14 protein-coding genes and 1 riboswitch are annotated in these 16,028 nt (G+C 67.9%); of the genes, 7 read left to right on the top strand and 7 right to left on the bottom strand.

The features are described from left to right. The first annotated feature begins 71 nt into the window (after positions 1–71). Positions 72–2,633 (top strand): DNA internalization-related competence protein ComEC/Rec2, encoded by a 2,562-nt coding sequence (locus G7043_RS19000; protein ID WP_313887963.1) that lies wholly within the window; start codon positions 72–74, stop codon positions 2,631–2,633. Then, on the top strand, positions 2,620–2,850 hold the full coding sequence (locus tag G7043_RS18995; RefSeq protein WP_166047165.1) for a hypothetical protein: 231 nt from the start codon (positions 2,620–2,622) through the stop codon (positions 2,848–2,850). Before G7043_RS19000 ends, G7043_RS18995 begins: the two co-directional genes overlap by 14 nt. A gap of 104 nt (positions 2,851–2,954) precedes the next feature. On the opposite strand, the gene thrC is transcribed toward G7043_RS18995, so the two are convergent. Further along, the gene (thrC, locus tag G7043_RS18990; RefSeq protein ID WP_166047163.1) at positions 2,955–4,211 is read right to left on the bottom strand and encodes a threonine synthase; all 1,257 of its coding nucleotides are present in this window, start codon (positions 4,209–4,211) and stop codon (positions 2,955–2,957) included. Between the two features lie 11 nt (positions 4,212–4,222). Continuing rightward, a riboswitch (SAM riboswitch) is annotated at positions 4,223–4,354 on the bottom strand. A 78-nt stretch (positions 4,355–4,432) separates the two neighbouring features. Between thrC and holA the strand changes: the two genes are divergently transcribed. After that, positions 4,433–5,410 (top strand): DNA polymerase III subunit delta, encoded by a 978-nt coding sequence (gene holA / locus G7043_RS18985; RefSeq protein WP_166047161.1) that lies wholly within the window; start codon positions 4,433–4,435, stop codon positions 5,408–5,410. On the opposite strand, the gene G7043_RS18980 is transcribed toward holA, so the two are convergent. The 4 genes from G7043_RS18980 to G7043_RS18965 form a co-directional block, all read right to left on the bottom strand. Further along, positions 5,407–6,222, bottom strand: coding sequence for a class I SAM-dependent methyltransferase (locus G7043_RS18980; RefSeq protein ID WP_166047159.1), 816 nt, complete (start codon positions 6,220–6,222; stop codon positions 5,407–5,409). The two genes, holA and G7043_RS18980, sit on opposite strands and share 4 nt — an antisense overlap. Beyond that, complete coding sequence (locus G7043_RS18975) at positions 6,200–7,474, bottom strand: cytochrome P450 (protein ID WP_166047157.1); 1,275 nt, start codon at positions 7,472–7,474, stop codon at positions 6,200–6,202. Before G7043_RS18975 ends, G7043_RS18980 begins: the two co-directional genes overlap by 23 nt. Positions 7,475–7,575: 101 nt before the next feature. Further along, complete coding sequence (rpsT, locus tag G7043_RS18970; protein ID WP_166047155.1) at positions 7,576–7,842, bottom strand: 30S ribosomal protein S20; 267 nt, start codon at positions 7,840–7,842, stop codon at positions 7,576–7,578. A 123-nt stretch (positions 7,843–7,965) separates the two neighbouring features. Next, positions 7,966–10,230, bottom strand: coding sequence for a glycoside hydrolase family 3 N-terminal domain-containing protein (locus G7043_RS18965; protein WP_166047153.1), 2,265 nt, complete (start codon positions 10,228–10,230; stop codon positions 7,966–7,968). Positions 10,231–10,394: 164 nt separating this feature from the next. Between G7043_RS18965 and G7043_RS18960 the strand changes: the two genes are divergently transcribed. Beyond that, positions 10,395–11,135, top strand: a complete 741-nt coding sequence (locus G7043_RS18960) for a PIG-L deacetylase family protein (protein ID WP_166047151.1) — start codon at positions 10,395–10,397, stop codon at positions 11,133–11,135. Here the strand turns inward: G7043_RS18960 and G7043_RS18955 are convergent. Both G7043_RS18955 and G7043_RS18950 read right to left on the bottom strand, forming a co-directional pair. After that, positions 11,132–11,350, bottom strand: coding sequence for a hypothetical protein (locus G7043_RS18955; protein WP_166047149.1), 219 nt, complete (start codon positions 11,348–11,350; stop codon positions 11,132–11,134). The two genes, G7043_RS18960 and G7043_RS18955, sit on opposite strands and share 4 nt — an antisense overlap. After that, a complete protein-coding gene (locus tag G7043_RS18950) occupies positions 11,350–12,282 on the bottom strand; it encodes an SPFH domain-containing protein (RefSeq protein WP_166047147.1) in 933 nt (310 codons plus the stop codon). The genes G7043_RS18955 and G7043_RS18950 overlap by 1 nt, the downstream gene beginning before the upstream one ends. 72 nt (positions 12,283–12,354) lie before the next feature. On the opposite strand from G7043_RS18950, the gene G7043_RS18945 reads away from it, so the two are divergent. The 3 genes from G7043_RS18945 (at position 12,355) to G7043_RS18935 (ending at position 15,645) form a co-directional block, all read left to right on the top strand. Then, positions 12,355–12,789 carry an NUDIX hydrolase gene (locus tag G7043_RS18945; protein WP_166047145.1) on the top strand — a complete coding sequence of 145 codons (435 nt, stop codon included), beginning with the start codon at positions 12,355–12,357 and terminating at the stop codon, positions 12,787–12,789. Positions 12,790–12,833: 44 nt separating this feature from the next. Then, positions 12,834–14,180 (top strand): polysaccharide lyase 6 family protein, encoded by a 1,347-nt coding sequence (locus G7043_RS18940; protein ID WP_166047143.1) that lies wholly within the window; start codon positions 12,834–12,836, stop codon positions 14,178–14,180. 130 nt (positions 14,181–14,310) lie between these two features. Then, entirely contained in the window at positions 14,311–15,645 is a 1,335-nt protein-coding gene (locus tag G7043_RS18935) for a polysaccharide lyase 6 family protein (RefSeq protein WP_166047141.1), read from the top strand. Positions 15,646–16,028: the final 383 nt, after the last annotated feature.

The following is a 16,028-nucleotide window of genomic DNA, read 5'->3' as shown; positions in this document are numbered from 1 at the left end:
AGGCTGCCCCGTCCTCGCCAAGGCAGCCCCACCAGTGAACCCCGGCCTCCCACCGAGCAGGGGAGGTCGCGGTGGTCCGCAAACACTCGCTGACCCAGGACTTCCGCCTCGTCCCAGCCGCGGCCGCGGTCTGGACGACCGCCCTCGCCGGCCTCTTCCTGAGCTGGCAGGCAGCAGTCCTCGCCGGCCTGGCGGCGGGAGCCATCGGTCTTGTGGCCTGGCGAAGAGCGTGGTGGACCAGAACCTGCGCGATAGCCCTCCTGATCTCCGGCCCGGTGGCGGCCGCCTGGGTGGGCGGCCACGTCCTGAGAGCCGAGACCCACCCCCTTCGCCTGGCCGCCAACGAAGGCAAGACCACCACCCTGACCGTCGAACTCACCACCAGGCCCAAGGGCATCCGGGCCGCGGGCTTCGGCGGCCACCAAGCAGGCGTCGACAACGTCGTGATCACCGCCAAGGTGAACGGCGCCCAGCTCGTGCTGCTGGCACCGGCGGACAAGTGGCGAAACCTGTTGCCAGGCCAGAAGGTCACGGTGAAAGGCACGCTCGCGCCACCCCGAGGCGGCGACCTGGCGTCGGCGTTGCTGAGGGTCCGCGGCCCGCCGATCGACCCTCAGCCACCCCCGACCTGGCAGAGCTGGGCCGACGGGCACCGTGACGGTCTGGCCAAAGCCAGTGCGGTCCTCGACGACGAAGAGGCCGGACTGCTGCCGGCACTCGTGGTGGGCGACACCGAGCAGATGGTGCCGCGCATCGTGGACGAGTTCCGGACCGCGGGTCTTGCCCACCTGCTGACGGTGAGCGGCGCGAACCTCGCCATCGTCTGCGGCGCGGTCTACCTGCTGCTACGGCGGCTCGGGCCACGCCAGGCAGCCATCGCGGCGATGGTGGCGCTGGTTGGCTTCGTAGTTCTGGCCGGACCGGAGCCCAGTGTCCTGCGGGCTGCGGTCATGGGTGCCGTCGCGCTGCTGGCGTTGGTGCTGGGGCGGGAACGGTCCGCCGTGCCGAGCCTCGCGGCCGCCGTGCTCGTGCTGGTCCTGATCGACCCGGCACTGGGTGGCGATCCGGGCTTCGCGTTGTCGGTGGTGGCGACGGCGGCGTTGGTGCTCGTCGCGCCGAGGTGGGCGCGGGCGCTCAAACAACGGGGCGTGCCGAGCGGGGTGGCCGAGGCGATCGTGGTGCCGACGGCCGCGAGTCTGGCCACGGCTCCGGTGGTGGCGGGGCTGTCCGGGCAGGTGAGCCTGGTCTCGGTGGTCGCCAACCTGGTTGCCGGGCCGGTGGTCGCGCCGGCGACGGTGCTGGGCGTGCTCGCGGCGGTGGTCGCGCCGTTGTGGCCCAGCGCGGCCGAAGTGCTCACCCACGTCGCGGGGCCCGCGATCACCTGGCTGATCCAGGTGGGGCGGCAGGCAGCGGCCGTGCCCGGCGCGGCGGTCGGCTGGCCCGACGGCTGGGTCGGTGCGATCGCGTTGACCGCGGCGGTGGCGGCGACGGTGTTGTTGCTGCGGCTCAAGAAGACGCGGACGTTGGTGGTCGCGGTGCTCGTCGGCGGGTTCGTGGTGCTGGTGCCGCTCAAGATCGCGGCGCCGGCCTGGCCGCCGGACGGCTGGAAGGTCGTCAGCTGTGACGTCGGGCAGGGCGATGCGCTGGTCCTCGCGACGGACGACGCCGGCAGCGCCGTCGTGGTCGACACCGGGCCCGATCCCGGTGCGGTCGACCGGTGCTTGAAGACGTTGGGAATCAAGAGGATTCCGCTGGTGGTGCTGACGCACCTGCACGCGGATCACGTCGGCGGCCTCGCGGCGGTGCTCACCGGGCGTGCGGTGGGTGCGGTGGCGACTGGCCCGCTCAAGGAGCCCTCGTGGGCGTGGAGGGAAGTGAACGAGCAAGCGCGCCGGAACGGCGTGCGTGTCACGGAACCGAAGGCAGGCGAACGGTTCGCCTTGCCAGGACTGGAGTTGGAGGTGCTGGGCCCACGACGGCCACCGGCTCCTGGAGCCGAGAACACGACGGTGAACGACTACTCGCTCGTGCTCAGGGCGTACACGAGAGCAGGTCGGGTGTTGCTCACCGGCGATGTCGAACTGGCCGGCCAGTCGGCGTTGCTGGGGGAGCGGGACCTGACGGCCGAGGTGCTCAAGGTGCCGCACCACGGCTCGCGGTACTCGCTGCCCGTGTTCCTCAAGGCCGTGCGGCCGAGAGTGGCGCTGGTGAGCGTGGGTAAGGACAACAAGTACGGGCACCCGAGCCCGCACGTGATCGACATGTTGCGGGCGGGAGGTGCGCTGGTGTTGCGCACGGACCTGGACGGAGACCTGGCGGTGTTGCCGGGCAACCGAATCGTACGGAGGAGAAGAGATGGACCACGTCTGGATCAGGCTGTTCAACGCGCGCTACCCGATTCCCGGTGGCACGCCAGGACTCGCGTGGGCGCTGTGGCAGATGAACTACGCGCCTGCACCTTGGCCGCACGACGAGCTCAAACCCGATTTCGGTTACTACATCTGCGAAACGCTCGAAGACGGCACCCGCGCTCTCACCTACAAGGCGACGGCGACGCACGTGCTGCTACCGACCAAGGCCACGACGCCGGAGGAGGCTTTCGCGCTCGTCTCGGAGTACGTGTTCGACGATGACCTGCGGATCGCCCCGCACGTCTGGAACGATTACCACTACAACATGTTCAAGGCGGAAGCCCCGTGGCCGCAACGGATCGTGGCGTGGCGCGCGAACATCGAACCGGTCGGGCCGCACGTGCTGGAGGGACTGCAACGCTTCCCGCGCACCGGCTGGCTCAAGACGGACGCGATCTCCTTGTGCGACAAGGAGATCGCGTCTGCCGGAAGCAGGTGACCAGTGGTGCGGCCCGGAACGTTGGCGAGGTAATCCACGCTCAGCAGGGCGCCTCGCACCCGTCTGACCGCGAATTCCCCCGGCAACCTTCCCGGACCGCACCACTAACCCAGCGCCTTGATGACGGCCTCGGCCGACGGCGGGACCGTCGCGCGCGGGCCGATCGTGTCGCCGAGCGCGTCGAGGGTCTTGAGGCCGTCGCCGGTGATTAGCAGCACGGTCTCGCCGTCCGGGTCGAGCTGGCCCGACTCGATCAGCTTCTTCGCCGTCGCCACGGTCACGCCACCGGCGGTCTCGGCGAAGATGCCCTCGGTGCGGGCGAGGAGCTTGATGCCCTCGACAACCTCTTCATCGGTCACGTCCTCGATCGCGCCGTTGGTGCGGCGCACCGCGTCGAGCACGTAGGGGCCGTCGGCCGGGGCGCCGATCGCCAGTGAGCGGGCGATGGTGTCCGGGCGGACCGGGCGGATGACGTCGTGGCCCGCCTTGAACGCGGCGGAGATCGGGGAGCAGCCGGTGGCCTGGGCGCCGAACACCTTGTACGGGGTGGCCTCGACCAGGTCGAGCTGGCCGAGCTCGCGGAACGCCTTGTCGACCTTGGTGAGCTGCGAGCCGGACGCGATCGGCACCACGATCTGGTCGGGCAGGCGCCAGCCGAGCTGTTCGGCGACCTCGTAGCCGAGCGTCTTCGAGCCCTCCGCGTAGTACGGGCGGACGTTGACGTTCACGAACGCCCAGTCCTCGTTCTCCGCGGCGAGCTCCTGGGCGAGGCGGTTCACGTCGTCGTAGTTGCCGTCGACGGCGATCAGGGCGCCTTCGTAGACGGCGCTCATCAGGATCTTGGCGCGCTCGAGATTGGAGGGCACGAGAACGACCGACTGCCAGCCCGCGCGGGCGGCGGCCGCGGCGACGGCGTTCGCCAGGTTGCCGGTGGACGGGCAGGCCAGCACCTTGAAGCCGAGCTCGCGGGCCGCGGCGAGCGCGACGCCGACCACGCGGTCCTTGAAGGAGTGGGTGGGGTTGCCGGTGTCGTCCTTCACCCAGACCTTGCGGACGCCCAGGGCCTTGGCGAGGTTGTGGGCCTCGACCAGGCGGGTGCCGCCGGGGTCGGTGTTCGGGTGCTGTTCCACAGTGGACGGAACGGGGAGAAGGCCGCGGTAGCGCCAGATCGACCTGGGGCCGGCTTCGATGTCCTCGCGCCGGATCTTCCCGAAGTCGTAGGCCACTTCCAGCGGCCCGAAACACTCCAGACAGGCGTACTCAGGAGCGAGAGGAGTTTCATTCCCACATTCCCGGCACAGCAGTGCACGGGCGGGGCCGAGGTCGAACTTGGTGCTCGTGGGCACAGTGACAGCAGTCATCGCGAGGTATCTCCTCATCTTTCCCGCGAAATCGAACGGGTCGGAATTGGCACCGTGATCGTCTGCGCATAGCTCTGCACATAGCGTTGACGCCGGTTGCCGGGGCTTCTTCGGGCCGTTCCCTCTGCCCCTCTGGATGAGCGGTGTTCAGTTGTGGCCACCAAGCTACGGCACCTGTCCGTTTCTCAGCCACCAACGTCCACGATCCGGGACGTGGGAGGATGCGGAGCGTGAGCGCACCGGAGTCACTGCACCTCGTCGTCGGCGAGGAGGAGTTGCTGGTCGAACGTGCTGTTCGGGCGGCTCTCGACGCGGCACGAAAGGCCGATCCGACCGCCGACCTGACCCGCGTGCAGGTGACTGATCTCACCCCTCCGGAGCTGGCCGAACTGGTGAGCCCGTCGTTGTTCGCGGAGGGCCGCGTGATCGTCCTGGAGAACGCGCAGGACATCGGCAAAGAGGTCGCCGACACGGTGCTCTCCTACCTCAAGGTGCCTGCGGACGGCGTCACGCTCGTCGTCGTGCACAAGGGCGGCGGCCGCAGCAAGGCGGCCAAGGACCTGCCCGGACAACTGAAGAAGGCCGGTGCCGCGGTCACCGAGTGCGCCAAGGTCACCAAGGCCGGTGATCGCGAGGCGTTCGTGCGCAACGAGGTGCGGCAGGCGGGCGGCAAGATCGACGCCGAGGCCGTCGTCACGCTCATCGACGCCGTGGGCACGAACCTGCGCGAGCTCGCCGCCGCGGCGTCGCAGCTCGTGTCGGACACCGACGGCAAGGTGACGGTCGAGGAGATCCGCCGCTACCACCAGGGCAAGGCCGAGGTGACCGGGTTCGCCGTCGCCGAGAAGGCCGTGACCGGTGACCGGGCGGGCGCGATGGAGGCGTTGCGCTGGGCCATGCAGTTGGGCGTGCCGCACGTGCTGGTCGCGGACGCGCTGGCGGACGCGGTGCGCACGGTCGCGCGGGTGTCCGCCGTGGGCCGGGCCGACCCGTTCAGCCTGGCCGGTCCGCTGGGCATGCCGCCGTGGAAGATCAAGAAGGCGCAGGCCCAGTCCCGCGGCTGGGACCAGTCCGGTCTCGCCGACGCGATGCAGGTCGTCGCGGGGCTGAACGCGGACGTGAAGGGCGTGGCGGCCGACGCCGACTACGCGCTGGAGCGCGCGGTGCTCAGGATCGTGGCCGCGCACGGCCGCCGCTAGGTCGCGTCAGGGCGGGGGATCCCGATCAGGTACTGGGCTCCTGTGAAGCCGGGCACGACGCCGATCGTCCAGGCGAACGTCTCGGTGCCGGCCAGTCCGTCGACCATCCGCCGCAGTTCCGCGCGCCCGTACATGCGCAGGAACGACACGACGCTGTCGAAGAACATCATGAACGGCAGCACCGGCACCACGTAGGTCAACGCCAGCCGCAACAGGTAGCGCGGCAGCGGATTGCGCTGGAACGGTGCCGACAGCAGCACGGCCAGCGTGGTGAAGAACGGGAACAGCAAGACGTAGAGCCACGACCGTTTGGTGTCCACGACGACCATCGGCTGCCGGGTGTCGACCGCGTTCTGCAACATCTGCCGGGCCAGCGGCGGCGGGAAGTGGTGGAACGCGCCGTAGATCGTCCGCGTGCCTTCGACCGTGCAGTCCGTGGCGTCCACAGACGACGACACGTAGTCCACGGAACAGCAGTCGGAGGGCAGCGTGCGCCGATTCGCGGCTTGGACGCGCTGGAACGCGCGCACGTTCGGCACCAGGTCCGTCAGCGTCACCTGGGTGTGGACGCCGTCGCGGTGCAGCCGCCGCTGGATCAACGGCACCGGCCCGCCCGACCCCGCGCAAAGATCGACGATTCGGTGGTCGGCGCCCGAACGCAGAGCCAGCGCCAGCGGCTGCGAGTACTCCCGCGCGGCGTCCGTGAGTCGGTAGATGAACGCGATGGACTCGGTGTGCAGGGTCCGCAACACGGCCGGCGTGCGGTCGAGGTCGTGCAGCTCGACGAAGTCAATGCGCGGAAGCGATTCCATGACTCCTATGCCTACTGGTCAACCGGACCGGCAGTCCATCCGCCGGAGCGGGCACACCCCTGCGGTTCCACGGCACCTCGTAGCCGAGTTCGACGGACCACTCGTTGCGCTCCAACAGCTGTCGCATGACCTCGTTCACCACGGCGGTGGAGAAGTGCATGCCGATGCAGTGGTGGACACCTCCGCCGAACGGCACCCAGGCGTACCGGTGCACCTTGTCCTCGGCGCGGTCGGGGGCGAACCGCAGCGGGTCGAACATCGACGGCCGGGACCACAGTTCGGGCATGTGGTGGTTGAACTGCAGGACGGGCATCACGTACGTGCCGACGTCGAGCGGATGTCCCAGCACCGTGGTCGGCTTCACCACGCGGCGGGACAGCTGCGGCAACGGCGGCATGAGGCGCAGCGACTCCTTGCGCACCAGATCCAGTGCGGTGCTGTCCTCGCGGCACCGCTGCTGCCATTCCGGGTGCTTGGCCAGGTGGTAGATGATCGAGGTCAGCGCGCTCGCCGACGTGTCCCGGGCGGCCAGCAGCAGAAGGATCATGTGGTTCACGACGTCAGTGGTCGTGAACTGCTCACCGTCGTCGGTCACGGCCGCGCAGAGCATGCTGAGCAGGTTGTCGGCCGGCCCGTCCGACGCACGCCGTTCCGCCACCCACGCACCGAAGATCTCCTCCAGGCGGCGGCGGGCGGCGAGGCCACGGGACCAGGGCAGTCCTGGAACGGGCACCCGCAGCGGTGAGTACGACGCCTGCAGGCAGGCCTCGAACATCCGGTGCACCTCGTCGGCCGCGGTCCCGAGACCGGAGCCGGTGAGCACCTCGGAGGTCATGGTGAAGATCATCGACTGGATCGCGGGGGAGATCGCGAACGTCCCGTCGTCGGGCCAGGAGGCCAGCTCGCGGGTGATGGCGGGGGCCATCCGCTCCAGGTAGGCGCTGATCCGGGCGGGCAGGAACGCGTGCTGCATGATCCGCCGGTGGTGCCGGTGCTCGTCACCGTCGAGCAGCAACAGGCCGCGGTGGAAGAACGGCCCGACGAACTTGCCCCATCCCTCCCCGCTCGAGAGCGCCCTGTCGCGGTCGAGCAGCACTTCCTCGACGGCGTCTGGCCCGAGCACCACGGCCATCCGCCGCACGGCGAACATCGGCAGCACGGAGACGGGCCCGTGCTGTTCATAACGGTGCCGCGCCCACTCGACCGGTGAGCTCAGGTAGTCGAAGGTGTCGCCGAGGAAGGGCAGCTTCATGCCCGGAAACTGTCACGCGCGGCCGCGCACCTCCACCAGAACAGCGAAAAGGGCCCACTCAACGGGGAGCGGGCCCTTCTCAGCAGCTCTGAACGAGCGAATCAGCCCTCGAGGGCGTTCGCGCGCAGGGCCATCGCCGACTTCTTGTTGGCGGCCTGGTTGGCGTGGATGACGCCCTTGGTGGCGGCCTTGTCGAGCTTGCGGGACGCGTCCTGCAGCAGCTCCAGGGCCTTCGCCTTGTCACCGGCCTCGGCAGCCTCGCGGAACTTGCGGATGGCCGTCTTGAGGGACGACTTGACCGACTTGTTGCGCAGGCGCGCCTTCTCGTTGGTCTTGATCCGCTTGAGCTGGGACTTGATGTTCGCCATGCGACATCACCCTTCTTGTCGAAACCGGAGTTCGTGACGCGCTTCGTCGGCACCGGCCAGGGGCCGGCTCTCCTCCACGGCGGAGCGCCGCGCGTTCACGACGACGAAGGATATCAGGCCAGCTCAGCGCACCGTGAAGGCGGCCTTCTCGGCGCCCACCACCGCCTCGTAACCGCCGCGCGCGACCTCACACCGTCCGTCGCCGTCCACGTCGCCGACGGTCAGCGCCAGCTGCGAGAGCTTGAACGACACCTCGACCTGCTTCGACTGTCCCGCAGCGAGTTCTACGCGTGTGAAACCGACCAGCCGTGCGTCGGGCGTGAGCACGGGAGAGGCCGGCTGACGCACGTACACCGGCACCACGACGGTGCCAGCGCGCGCACCGGTGTTCGCCACCGTGAACTTCACCACGCCGTCACGACGATCAACGGACACGGACGTCCCAGAGGTCGTGAACGACGTGTACGACAGCCCGTGCCCGAACGGATAGAGCGGGTCGTACTTGGCGGAAGCCGACGTGTTCGCGCCGGGCAGCTGGTCGTAGGTGAGCGTCGGGTCACCCAACGTCCGAGGCCACGACACCGGCAGCTTGCCGCTCGGGTTCACCGCGCCGAACAGCACGTCCGCGATCGCCCGCCCACCCTCACTGCCTGGCAGCCAGCCCGCGACCAGCGCGTTCGCGTCCGCCACCGCACCGAGCACCTGCGGACGCGCGGTCAGCAGCACCACGACCACCGGCTTGCCGGTCGCCTGCACCGCGTCGACCCACGCCTGCTGCTCCGCGGTCAGCACTGGGTTCTCCGTGTCGGCAGGCCCCTCCGCACCGGGCTTCTCACCCAGGACGACGACGACCGCATCTGCATCGGCAGCGTCCGCCACCGCAGCAGCAGGAGTCGCGGCGTGCACCACGGACGCACCCGGAACAGCTTCGCGAACACCGGTCAGCACGGTCGCGGTCGGCGGCAGCGGCGAGTCGTCCGGCACGCCCTGCCACTCGACCGTCCAGCCACCGAGCTGGCGGCGCACGTCGTCCGCGGTCTCACCGGTCACGACGATCTTCTTGGCCGACGTGGGCAACGGCAGCACGCCGTCGTTCTTCAGCAGCACGGTGCCGTCGGCGGCCGCCCGACGTGCGAGCGAGCGATCCGCGTTCACCACGGCGCCGTCGGCCTTCGCCGGGTCCACGTACGGCTTCTCGAACAGCCCGAGGTCGAACTTGAGCTTGAGCACCCGCCGCACGGCCTGGTCGATCCGCCCCCGCGACACGGAACCATCGCGAACGTTCGCCAGCAGCAACGACGTGAACTCGGCCGCGTTGGACGGTTCCATCGCCATGTCGACACCGGCGTTGACGCTCATCGCGATCGCCGTCTTGTAGTCCGGCGCCACCTTGTGCCGGTCCACCAGGTACTTCATGTCCTGCCAGTCCGAGACCGCGACGCCCTTGAAGCCCATGCGGTCCCGAAGCTGCTTCTGCAGCATGTACTTCGACGCGTGCACCGGCACCCCGTTGACCGAGCCGGAGTTGATCATCACAGTGCGCACACCAGCGTCGAACTGCGCCTGGAACGACGGCAGCACGACGTCCTGCAGCTGCCGGATCGGAATCTGCGCGGCGGCGCGGTCGTGCCCGTTCGCCGGCGCCGAGTACCCCGCGAAGTGCTTGGCGGTGGCGGCCAGCTGCGCGGTGTCGTCCACCTCGGACTGCTGCCCGCGCACGTTCGCCGCCGCCAGTTGCCCGGCCAGGAACGAGTCCTCGCTGTACGTCTCGTAGTAACGGCCCCAACGCGTGTCACGCGCGATGTCCGAGACCGGCGCGAAGTTCCAGAACACACCAGTCGCGCGCAACGCCTTCGACGCGGACACACCGATCTGCTCCTGCAACGCGGGGTTCCACGTCGCGCCAAGACCGATCTGATGCGGGAACATCGTCGCGGAGATGACGTTGTTGTGCCCGTGCACGCCATCGGCGCCGTAGATGATCGGGATCCTCAACCTGTTGTGCTCCAACGCATACCGCTGGATCGCGTTGTTCATCTCGGCCCACGCCCTGGGCGTGTTCTCCACCGGCGCGTCGCCGCCACCGGACAGGATCGAGCCCACGTGCGCGTCCGAGAGCACCGCCTTCAGGCAGGTCTCGACCAACGGCCCGTTGGCGTTGTTGCAGTCACCGCGCAGCTTCCCGACGCGGATCTGGGCCATCTGCCCGATCTTCTCCTCGACCGTCATTCTCCGCAGCAGGTCCTCGACCCGCCGCTCGGTCGACGCACGAGGGTCCAGATAGATCTCTTTGCCGGCGGCCACACCACCGGCCGGTGTCAGCGACGCGATCACCACAGCAACGCCCAGCACGCCGAGCCCGGCGCGCCTGCGGGAAAACAAAGACAAGACTCCTCCACACGTTCCCGTGCGCCCGCCGCACACGATCGCGTGGAGGAGTCGGACGAAGACACCCCCGAACGGAGGAACTCCGTGGAAGCGGTTTCATGCTGGTGAAACGCCTGTTCAGCCACTTGGCTGCGGCATGCTCCGAAGCGGAGAAAGATGGCCGCATGACATTGCCTGCTCTCCCCGAGGAGACGTTCCACCGCGTGCTCTGCGTCGTCGCGCACCCCGATGACATGGAGTACGGCACGTCCGCTGCCGTCGCCCGGTGGACCGAACGCGGCATCGAGGTCGGTTACCTGTTGCTCACCCGCGGCGAGGCCGGGATGCCGAACCATCCCGAGGAGACGGCCCGCCTGCGCGTCGCCGAACAGCAGGCCGCCTGCGCCGTCGTCGGCGTCGGGCACCTGACCGTGCTCGAACATCCCGACGGCGTGCTCGTCTACGGCCTCGACCTGAGGAGGGACATCTGCCGGGAGATCCGCCGGTTCAAGCCCGACGTCGTGTTCGGCTGCGGCTTCGAGGTCGAGACGCCCTACGGGTTCGACCAGGCCGATCACCGCGCGACCGGGCTCGCGACCCTCGACGCGCTGCGCGACGCGGGCAACCGCTGGGTCTTCCCGGAGCAGATCGACGACGAGGGCCTCGAACCGCATTCCCCGCGCTGGTACATCACCCCCGCGCTGGCCGACTCCGGCGCGACCCACGGCGTCGACGTGACGGGTGACCCGCTGCGCCGCGGCGTCGCCTCGCTCGAAGCACACGCCGCGTACCTGGCCGCGCTTCCGGATCACCCGGCCCCGGCGGACTTCATCCCGCAGTTCCTCGCGATGAGCGGCAAGGCCATGGGCGTGGAGCACGCCGTGCTCTTCCGCGCCCATGACCTGCAGGCACCGCCGGAGCTCTAAGACGCATCCGGTTCGTCTACGGGCTTTTTCGGCGGCCGGCCGCGGCGAGGCATCTTCTTCGCCTCGCCGGGCAACCGGCCCGCCTCCGCCAGCGCACGCCGCAGCAGGAACTCGATCTGCGCGTTGGTGCTGCGCAACTCGTCGTTCGCCCACCTGCTCAACGCGTCGTGCACGGCCGGATCGAGCCTGAGCAGAACGCTTTTACGCTCAGCCATCAGGTGTAGAGCGAACCGGCGTTCACCACGGGCTGGGTGGATCGATCACCACACAGGACGACGAGCAGGTTCGACACCATCGCCGCCTTGCGCTCCTCGTCGAGTTCGACGACGTCGTGCTCGGCGAGCCGGTGCAGCGCGAGCTCGACCATGCCGACGGCGCCCTCGACGATCCGCGTCCGCGCCGCCACGACCGCGTTCGCCTGCTGCCGCTGCAACATCGCGTGCGCGATCTCGGGTGCGTACGCGAGGTGGGTGAGGCGCGACTCGATCACCGTCACGCCCGCGGACTGCACCCGTGCCGAGATCTCGATCGCGAGCGTCTCAGTGATCTCGTCGGCGTTCTCCCGCAACGACAACCCGGTTTCCTCGTGGTTGTCGTACGGGTAGCTGTTCGCGATGTGCCGTACGGCGGTCTCGGTCTGGATGCCGACGAACCGCACGAAGTCGTCCACCTCGAACCGTGCGCGCGCAGTGTCATCGACATGCCACACGACCACGGCTGCGATGTCGATCGGGTTGCCGTCCGCGTCGTTGACCTTGAGCGTCGCCGTCTCGTGGTTGCGGATCCGGGTCGAGATCTTCTGTCGTGTGGTGAACGGGTTCGCCCACCGCAGACCGTCCGTGCGCACCGTGCCCACGTAACGGCCGAGGAACTGCAGGACCCGCGCCTCACCCGGCGCCACGGTGAACAGCCCTCTCATGATCAGCGCCGCTGCCAGGAACAACAGCAACGCGGTGATGAGGACCCCCGCCGACGGGTCGGTGTTGCCCGCCTCCGCGGCCATGATCCCCTGCACGAACACCCACACGCTCACCGCGACCACCACCAGTCCTGCGAAGAACATCGGCAGACCGGGCAGCTCCCGTGCGTGCTTCTCGCGCACGGCAGGCGCCGGCATGTGCACTGTCGTGTCGATCGTTGCGCTCATCGGAACCCCCTATCGAATTACTAGCTAAGTGATATCACTTTTTCGGAGTGATCGCCAGCTAGGCTGATCCGCATGAGGGCGAAGAAGCAGCGTGTGGCCGCGTACGGGGTGTGCATCAACGACAACGACGAGATCCTGTTGGCCCGCTGGCTCGGTCCCAAGGGCAAGCGCTGGATCCTCCCCGGCGGCGGCATCGACCACGGCGAGCACCCGTACGACGGGGTCATCCGCGAGTTCGAGGAGGAGACCGGCTTCGACGTCGAGGTGGTCCGGCTGCTCGGCATCGACTCGGAGCTCCGAGAGGAACCCGACCGCGACTACCACGCTCTCCGGATCATGTACGAGGTGCGGATCGTGGGTGGCGAGCTGCGGAACGAAGTAGGCGGCACGACCGATCTGGCGCAGTGGTTCCCTGTCACAGACATCGGACAACTGGAGCGCGTGCCCTCACTCGATACGGCCCTGGGTTTGTACCGAACTGCGCCAGCTGCCGGGATTTTGCGGTAACTTACGGTTCGCCGCCGCCGACGACCCTTCACTGGAGTTGGCGAATGATCCGATCACTGACCGCAGTCGGCGCGGTTGCCCTGCTGTCGTCCTTCGTCCACGTCCCCGCCCAAGCGGCTGTCGTCGGCGTCTCGAACGTGTCCTCCCTCCAGGCCGCGATCGACTCCGCCCGGCCAGGTCAACGCCTCGTCCTCGCTGATGGCGTGCACCGGGCGGACCAGCCCGTCAAGATCACCAAGTCAGGTATCACCGTTGCCGCGCAGAGCGTCGGCGGCACGGTGTTCACCAGCGGTGGCTTTCAGCTCGGCAACGTCCAGAACGTGACCATCGAGGGCTTCGTCTTCGACGGCACGAGCAAGCTGGACGTGCCGGCCGAGGCGCAGGCCACCCGCATCACCCGCAACACCTACTCGGGGAACAAGAGCGGCGCCTCGCTCAGCGTGAGCGCCGACGACGTGCAGGTCGACCACAACACGTTCCAGAACCGCACCAACGAGGGCGTGTACCTGCAGATCACCGGCCCCGGCAGCGAGATCGCCAAGCGGACGCACATCCACCACAACTACTTCTACAACCACCAGTTCTCCGGCGCGAACGGCGGCGAGTCGATCCGGCTCGGCTACAGCCACAAGCAGTCGAAGTCGGCGAACGCGATCGTCGAGTACAACCTGTTCGAGAAGGCGGACGGCGACGCGGAGGCGATCTCGGTCAAGTCGTCCGACAACATCGTCCGCTACAACACGATCCGCAACAGCAAGGGCTACATCGTCCTGCGCCACGGCCACCGCACCACGGTCGAGGGCAACCTGCTGTTCCAGAGCGGCATCCGCTTCCACGGCAACGACCACAAGATCTACAACAACTACGTGGAGAACACCCGCGACCGCGCGATGGTGTTCGGTTCCGGCAAGGAAGCGGACAGCGGTCCGACCTCGAAGCTGCACGACCGCCCGGACCGCGTGACGGTCGCGTTCAACACGCTGATCGGCACCGGCGCGGTGGTCGACAGCGATGGCGGCGACTTCAAGCCGAAGGACTGCGTGCTCGCGAACAACATCATCCGCGGCTCGTCGGGTGGCGTCGTCTCCATGCACAGCGGGTCGACGGTGAAGTACGAGGGCAACGTCATCTGGGGCGGCACCGGCGGCAGCATGCCGTCGTCCGGCTACAAGTCGGCGGACCCGAAGCTCGTGCGGGACGCCAACGGCCTGCTGCGCCTCGCGTCGGGCAGCCCGGCGATCGACGCGTCGGCCGGCACGTACTCCTACGTGACGCGCGACTTCGACCCGCAGGCGCGTTCGGGCAAGCCGGACGTCGGTGCGGACGAACACAGCACTTCTGCGACGCGCAAGCCGCTGACCAAGGCCGACGTCGGCGTCTCGGCGCCGTAGCCCCTGAGGGCAGACATCGGACTCATTTCCGCAGGACGGGGCAAGTGGCGGTGACCGAACTGCCCCGTCCTGCGCAACTCCGCCGTACTTTCGGTCCACCGCCGCCACGGGCCACCACAGGAGTTGGCGAATGATCCGATCACTGGCCGCAGTGGGTGCGGCCGCCCTGCTGTCGTCCTTCGTCCAGCCGACCGCGTACGCGGCGGTCGTCAACGTGCCGAACGTCGCCTCTCTGCAGGCCGCGATCAACTCGGCACGCGATGGTCAGCGCATCGAGCTGGCGAACGGCGTGCATCGCGCCGACAAGCCGATCAAGATCACCAAGTCGAAGATCACCATTGCGGCCAAGAACGCCGGCCGCACGGTGTTCAGCACTGGTGGCTTCGAGTTCGGGAAGGTCCGGAACGTGACCATCGAGGGCTTCGTCTTCGACGGCACGAGCAAGCTGGACGTGACGGCGGAGGCGACCCGCATCACCCGCACCACGTTCAACGGCGACAAGGGTGGTGCTTCGCTCACGGTGAGCGCCAACGACGTCGAGGTCGACCACAACACGTTCTCGAACCGCACGACCGAGGGCGTGTTCCTGCAGATCGCCGGTCCGGACGGCAAGATCGCCCAACGGACGAAGGTCCACCACAACTACTTCTACAACCACAGCTACAGCGGGTTGAACGGCGGCGAGTCGATCCGGCTCGGCTACAGCTACAAGCAACAGCTCTCCGCCTACGCGGTCATCGAGAACAACCTCTTCGACAAGGCCAACGGCGATTCCGAGGCCATCTCGGTGAAGGCCTCGGACAACACGATCCGCTTCAACACCATCCGCAACAGCAAGGGCTACATCGTCCTGCGTCACGGCCACCGCTCCGTCGTCGAGGGCAACCTGCTGTTCGGCAGCGGCATCCGGTTCCACGGGAACGACCACAAGGTGTTCAACAACTACGTGGAGAACTCGGGTGACCGGGCGATCGTGTTCGGCAAGGGCTCCGAGACCGACAGCGGCCCCACCTCGAAGCTGCACGACCGGCCGGACCGCGTGACCGTCGCGTTCAACACCTTGGTCGGAACGGGAGCCGTGGTCGAGAGCGACACCAGTACCTACGCGCCCAAGGACTGCGTGTTCGCGAACAACATCATCAAGGGCTCGTCGTCGAAGTTCATCGACATGATGAGCGGCTCGACGGTGAAGTACGAGGGCAACATCATCTGGGGTGGCACCGCCGGCATCTCGTCCGGCTACCGCTCGGTCGACCCGAAGCTGGTGCGCGACTCGAACGGTCTGCTGCGCCTCGCCTCCGGTAGCCCGGCGATCGAGACGTCTGCGGGTACGTACTCGTACGTGACGAAGGACTTCGACCCGCAGTCCCGTGTCGGCAAGCCTGATGTGGGGGCGGACGAGTACAGCTCGATGGCTTCCCGGAAGCCGCTGACTCCGTCGGATGTCGGGGTCTCCGCACCCTGACGCGGGCATTTGTCCTGGTGGCCGCACGTTTCGCGGCTACCAGGACCCCCCGATTTGGAGATCGAAACAGGCCCGTGTAATGTTCTCCATGTCAGAGCGAAGCGGGCCGGAAATACAAACCGGAACGGGCCTGGCAAAAAGCCGGAGTAGAAGAGCCTCCTAGAGGCCGATTTGACACCGGCTAGCGAGACCAAATAAGCTTCAGCAACACAAGCCCCGGAAGTAAGTCAGCGTAAAGCTGATGTGACTGCGGTGAGCGCGTGTTCTTTGAGAACTCAACAGCGTGCCGAAACACAGCCAGTAATATATGAATTACCTCCTCGTCGAGGTAGTTCCTTTGAGAGTAATACCAGATTGCCAGACATATTCCGTCTGGAGCGATC

The organism is Lentzea alba (genome assembly GCF_011067745.1).
Classification (GTDB): domain Bacteria; phylum Actinomycetota; class Actinomycetes; order Mycobacteriales; family Pseudonocardiaceae; genus Lentzea; species Lentzea alba.
Note: the sequence above shows the minus strand (reverse complement) of the source record. Positions and strands in the feature narration are given on the sequence as shown.